Origin of the sequence: Cronbergia sp. UHCC 0137, from assembly GCF_034932285.1 — a bacterium.
GTDB lineage: Bacteria > Cyanobacteriota > Cyanobacteriia > Cyanobacteriales > Nostocaceae > Cronbergia.
Genome location: NZ_JAYGHC010000111.1, coordinates 1 through 3,721, shown reverse-complemented (window position 1 = coordinate 3,721; position 3,721 = coordinate 1). Strand labels below are relative to the sequence as shown.

Below are 3,721 nucleotides of genomic sequence, written 5' to 3'. Positions count from 1 at the left end.
AACACGTTCTTGTTGTTTCTCTCGTCGTTCCTGGAGGGCGATCGCCTGAGCCTGCTGTCTAGCCAAAAGTTCCCGTTCAGCCCGTTCCTCAGCAGTGGGATATCTAACCCCAGAGCGATCGTACCAATAAACCCACTCCCGTTCCCAATTGCCCCTATTCCCACGCTCACAGCCAATTCCTAGCCCTACCTCTGGCATCCAGAACATTTTACCATTTTCTGGTAACACAGATATAGCTGGAACTAGCTCATATTTTCCTTCTACTAATTTATAAACTTCTAAGGACTGGTGTTTTTTATATAATCCTCTTCTGCCACTCAAGGGATTATAAATTACATAATATAAAATCCCCAAACTCTCGTATTCCCGCAGTTTTTTGTCATATTCCCCATTATATTTATGGGAAACCACTTCCATTACTAAAATTGGTAATACCTGTTCTTCCCATAATAAATAACTTAATCTGCCGCCTTCATTTTTGAGTTGTTCTACTCCTAAAGCCAAAAATCCATCGGGAACAATGGATTTAGATTTTATTGGTTCTTCTGTGTTTGGTTCATAGTAAACGCACATATCCACTCCCCAAAACCAATCTTTTCTGTCCTGCCAAATCCACACCAACAGATTTAAAAGAATATTGGGAATGTCATTTTGAAGTTCGTTGTCCACTGGGGTTTCGTCGCTGCTGGGTAAGTCTTCGGCGGTGGGCAGATTCTGGTATTCATAAGGTACTTTAATCATTGCTGGTGGCCTGTTACTTTCATCTCATTATCTTAACTCACTGACAGCCCTTGGCGAAGTATGGGCATGACAAATCAGCAAACCAAAAACCAAGGTTGATGACTTTTCCATGGAGATGAATAATTCTCCCATGGAGATGAATAATTCTCCCACGGAGATGAATGATTCTCCCATGGAGGTGAATGACTTTTCCATGGAGATGAAGGATTCTCCCATGGAGATGAATAATTCTCCCATGGAGATGAATGATTCTCCCACGGAGATGAATGATTCTCCCATGGAGGTGAATGATTCTTCCACGGAGATGAATAATTCTCCCATAATCCAGTCCCCTGTATACAAGTTTTCTAGAATTGCACCACAGGCTTTTGATCCCTGCTTTTAATTTCAATTACAACATTGCCACTTCTACTGTACTTGAGTCTGGTAATGCGGGTGTTGGTGGGCATTGCCCACCCTACTTATACTAAAACGCCCGTAGAGACGTTCCATGGAACGTCTCTATGAGTTATCCATTGATAGAATCTATTAAATAAGTAAGCATTATCAATATCAATGCTATCTCTTGTAGGGTGTGGTTCGGCAAGCTCACCAACCACGTCAGACCCGATAATTGAGCATCTAACAGACTTCCTCTATCTGACGCACCGCACTAATATGGGATGACAAAAGCCTGAAACTAGCAATTTCCTTCATTGCTAAATGTGGGCTAAAAACTATTGACGTTCAAGATATTCATTGAATATCCTTAAAAACAGTAAACAAAAAAAATATACAAAGCCAGTTAAAAAGCTCAAATATGAACCGAAAAGAAGGGAAGCAAATCGTAACTCATAAACTAGAGATTACCCCCTCCCAGGGATTCCTCAACTGGCTACAACAAGAAAAAATCAGTATTGCCTTTACCACCTATCAAACCAATCGCCTCATTCTTGTTGGTAGCAAACCCCAAGGAAGCTTAACCGTCAACGAACGATTATTCGATAAACCCATGGGACTCTATGCCCAAGGTGAAAGCCTGTACATGAGTACCCGCTATCAGATTTGGCGTTTAGATAACCGCCTCGCACCAGGAGAACTTTACCAACAAATAGACCGCCTTTACGTCCCCAGTTGGAGTTATACCACCGGCAACCTCAACGTCCACGACCTAGTGATAGATCACAATAACACACCATTATTTATTAACACCGACTTCAGTTGTCTAGCCACCATCCAACCAGGTTATAGCTTTACCCCAGTCTGGCAACCACCATTCATCACCAAACTCGCAGCCGAAGATAAATGCCACCTCAACGGCTTGGCCATGGTAGAAGGACAACCCACCTACGTCACCGCTTGCAGTGCCACAGACACCCCCGCAGGTTGGCGTAACCATCGCTTAAACGGCGGTATCGTCATCCACATCCCCAGCAACGAAATCATCGCCACCAACCTATCCATGCCCCACTCCCCCCGGTGGTATCAGGGCAAACTGTGGTTACTCAACGCCGGCACAGGGGAACTAGGCTACCTCGAAAACAACAAATTTATCCCCATCACCTTTTGTCCTGGCTTCGTCAGAGGACTAGCCTTTTGTGGCAACCTAGCCCTAGTGGGATTATCCAAACTCAGAACCCGCAACTTCACCGGACTAGAACTAGAAAACCGCCTCACCAGAGAAGGGAAAACAGCCCAATGTGGACTAATAGCAATTGATATCACCACCGGTCAAATCGTCCATTGGCTACACATAGGCAGCATCGTTGAAGAACTCTTTGATATCGTCATTTTACCCGGTGTAACCCGTCCCAAGGCTTTAGGATTCCAAGGCGAAGACATAGAAAGGTTAATTAACTTTCCCAACTCAGGCGGGATCATCACCACCAAACCCACCGTCCAACGTCCCAGGTCAGAAGCCGTACCCATAGCCGGACTACCCAAACCAGAAGCTAATCAACCCGTTACATCTCAACAAATTGCTCACCTCTACCAAAAAACAACCAACGAACCGCTTAAATACCAACGAGTTTATCACCTCAACCCAGAAAGTCTAGCCCCCTACGATGCCATGACCTTTCCCAGCCTCCAACAGCGCTGGCGAACCAAACCCCAACAAGGGGAATTAGTAGGAGTTTCCGCCTCTCTAGCCGGAGATATGGTCGGTTTCGTTATTGCCGAATTACAGGCAGATAAAACAGCCCAACTCCTCTCCTTATTTGTTGCACCAGCCTATCGTTGTCAGGGCATTGGCAAAAATTTAATCTATCAACTACAGCGAAATTTACAAGAACAACAGTGTACTCAAATCCAACTATCGTACATAGTCACCGAGCTAACAACCAAGGGGCTAGAGCCGATCCTCACCCAATTGGGTTGGAACAAGCCCCAAGCTCAATTTTTCCTGGGACAAACTACCACGGAGGTAATTGCCCAAGCCCCTTGGCTAAATCAACCGCCCCTAACAGCAGAGTTCAGCCTATTTCCCTGGACAGAATTAACAGCAAAAGACCGACAGGAGTTGCAATTACTGGACTTTCCAGAGGTTTTATCACCCCTAGCAGATAAGCAGCGTTTAGAACTATTAAATAGTCTAGGATTACGCTACCAAGAGCAGTTGATTGGTTGGATTGTCACTCATCGAGTTGCAGCCAATACCATTCGTTATTCCTCTCTGTTTGTTGCCAAGCCCTTTCGTGTCCGAGGGCGGGGAATTTATTTACTAGCTACAGCCATTCAACGTCAGATTGTCAGTCCAATTACGAACTACAAATTTGCCATAGCTAGTGAAAACACAGCCATGTTACGCTTTTTAAGGAGGCATTTACAACCTTATTTAACTGCAACCAGCGAATCAAGATCCTCTGTTTTTGATTTCCATAAACAAGTGGGCATCAACCCCTAAGTATAGACTTCTTGCAAAAGTCGTGATTTTCAAATTTTTCTTTGCGCCTCTGCGCCTCTGCGCCTCTGCGTGAGCTTTTCAAGAATATTCTTGGCT

Annotated in this window: 3 protein-coding genes; 2 read left to right on the top strand and 1 reads right to left on the bottom strand. The window is 44.6% G+C overall.

The features are described from left to right. Positions 1-741 (bottom strand): Uma2 family endonuclease (locus VB711_RS26350; protein ID WP_323289391.1); only part of this gene is annotated, 741 nt, incomplete at its 3' end. A gap of 115 nt (positions 742-856) precedes the next feature. Here VB711_RS26350 and VB711_RS26345 point away from each other — a divergent pair. Further along, positions 857-1,126 (top strand): hypothetical protein, encoded by a 270-nt coding sequence (locus VB711_RS26345; protein ID WP_323289390.1) that lies wholly within the window; start codon positions 857-859, stop codon positions 1,124-1,126. Between the two features lie 414 nt (positions 1,127-1,540). Further along, positions 1,541-3,625 (top strand): TIGR03032 family protein, encoded by a 2,085-nt coding sequence (locus VB711_RS26340; protein WP_323289389.1) that lies wholly within the window; start codon positions 1,541-1,543, stop codon positions 3,623-3,625. The last annotated feature ends 96 nt before the right edge of the window (positions 3,626-3,721 follow it).